General features: G+C 73.7%; 2 protein-coding genes and 1 pseudogene. 2 read left to right on the plus strand and 1 reads right to left on the minus strand.

Translation table 11 applies throughout. The features are described 5' to 3' along the window. A pseudogene (locus ACFV6I_RS39380) lies at positions 1 to 276 on the minus strand (hypothetical protein); the annotation flags it as partial. 95 nt (positions 277 to 371) lie between these two features. On the opposite strand from ACFV6I_RS39380, the gene ACFV6I_RS39385 reads away from it, so the two are divergent. Both ACFV6I_RS39385 and lepB read left to right on the plus strand, forming a co-directional pair. Continuing rightward, positions 372 to 968, plus strand: coding sequence for a helix-turn-helix domain-containing protein (locus ACFV6I_RS39385; protein ID WP_063350727.1), 597 nt, complete (start codon positions 372 to 374; stop codon positions 966 to 968). A gap of 68 nt (positions 969 to 1,036) precedes the next feature. Beyond that, a partial coding sequence (gene lepB / locus ACFV6I_RS39390) for a signal peptidase I (protein WP_380431082.1) occupies positions 1,037 to 2,015 on the plus strand: 979 nt, incomplete at its 3' end.

The raw sequence follows: 2,015 nt of genomic DNA on the forward strand, positions 1-2,015 counted from the left end.
ACCCCCCCACCCCGAGAGCCCTAGGCGTCTCGTGGGCGCGGGTTTGTGTATACGAGACAGCTGGTGGGCGCGTCCGGCGAGCGGCGCGCCGTCGCCGGTGCGCAGGATCCAGCTGGCGCGGCCGCCGCCGATCAGGGGCAGGTACGGCCGGGGGAGTCCGAGGGCGACGAGCGCCTGCGGCAGGTCGAGGTCGTCGGGGAGGGTGAGCGCCGCGGGGTGCGGGGCGCCGGCGTCGTCGCCGGCCGCGATGCTGTCCCGGGTGAGGTGGATGCGCATGGCCGGACAGCATAGGGCGCGCGGACGGGCCCGCGCGCCCGTGCACCGGTGTGCCGGTTTGACAAACGCCCTTGCCGTCCCGGCGAATGGCAGGCATGGCCGACGAAGACTTCGAGAACGTCCTCACCACGGTGGGCCCCCGGCTGCGCGCCCTGCGACGCGAGCGCGGCACCACCCTCGCCAAACTGGCCGCCGCCACCGGGATCTCGCTCAGCACGCTGTCCCGGCTGGAGTCCGGGCAGCGCAAGCCGACCCTGGAACTGCTGCTGCCGCTGGCCCGGGAGTACCGGGTGCCGCTGGACGAGCTGGTCGGCGCCCCGGCCACCGGAGACCCCCGGGTCCATCCCCGCCCGGTGACCAGGAACGGCCAGACCATCATCCCGCTCACCCGCCACCTCGGCGGTCTGCACGCCTTCAAGCAGATCATGCCGCCCGGCCGGGGCACCGAGCCCGAGCTGGAGCTGAAGGTGCACGAGGGCCACGAGTGGCTGTACGTGCTGTCCGGCCGGCTGCGGCTGGTGCTCGGTTCGCACGACCTGGTGCTGACGGCCGGTGAGGCCGCCGAGTTCGACACCCGGACCCCGCACGCCTTCGGCAACGCCGGGCCGCAGCCGGTGGAGTTCCTCAGTCTGTTCGGTCCTCAGGGTGAGCGGATCCATGTCAGGGCGCGCCCGGGAACCTCCGTTCGGTAGGTTCGTTCCCTGACAGCGGGGGTTTTCCGTTCCGGTCTCCCGCCAGGCCGTCGGGAGGGGCCGAGAAGATGAGTGTCCAGCAGAGTACGGAGTCCGGCGAGAGCGGTGGAACCGGGGAGCGCGGCGCGGTGGGTGCGCCCGAAGTCCCGGGCGCGGCGGGGGCCTTCGAGGCCTCCGGCGGCGGCGCCGGCCGGGCCGGCGGTGGTTCCGGCGGCGACGGGAGCGGCGGCAGCGGTCCGACCGGTGGGGCCGACGGCGCCGGCGGCGCGGAGCCGGACGCCAAGAGCGTGCGGAAGAAGCGCCCGTTCTGGCAGGAGCTTCCGATTCTGCTGGTGATCGCCCTGCTGCTCTCGCTCGGCATCAAGACCTTCTTCGTCCAGGCCTTCTCGATCCCCTCGGGTTCGATGGAGCAGACCCTGGCGATCGGCGACCGGGTGCTGGTCGACAAGTTGACGCCCTGGTTCGGCGCCGAGCCCGAGCGCGGCGAGGTGGTGGTCTTCCGTGATCCGGGCGGCTGGCTGGAGAGCGCGCCGACGCACGCGGACGGCTCGGTGATGAGCTCGGTCCAGAAGGTGCTGAGCACCGTCGGCCTGATGCCCTCGGCGGACGAGAAGGACCTGATCAAGCGGGTGATCGCGGTCGGCGGGGACACCGTCGAGTGCAAGGCGGGCAGCCCGCTGAAGGTGAACGGCGTCGCGCTGGACGAGCCGTACCTGTTCCCCGGTTCGGCGCCCTGCGACCAGGACCCGGTGGGCACCGTCACCGTCCCCAAGGGCAAGCTCTGGGTGATGGGCGACCACCGCAACAACTCGCGGGACTCGCGCCCGCACCACAACGAGACGGGTGACGGCTTCGTGCCGGTGGGGAACGTGATCGGCCGGGCCTTCGTCGTCGCGTGGCCGCTCACGGACTGGTCCACCCTGCCCGTCCCGGACACCTTCGGCAAGGTGCCGGCAGGGGGGGGGGCCGCGGGGCGGCGCCGGGGGGGGGGGCCGCCCGGCGCCGCCCGCCGCCCCCGGGGGGGTGGGGGGGCCGGGGGACAAAACC

This window comes from Kitasatospora sp. NPDC059803 (assembly GCF_042732255.1).
Classification (GTDB): Bacteria; Actinomycetota; Actinomycetes; order Streptomycetales; family Streptomycetaceae; genus Kitasatospora.

Bases quoted from the DNA above. Each gene is read 5' to 3' on its own strand.
- ACFV6I_RS39385 (WP_063350727.1), top strand. From the start codon at position 372: ATGGCCGACGAAGACTTCGAGAACGTCCTCACCACGGTGGGCCCCCGG.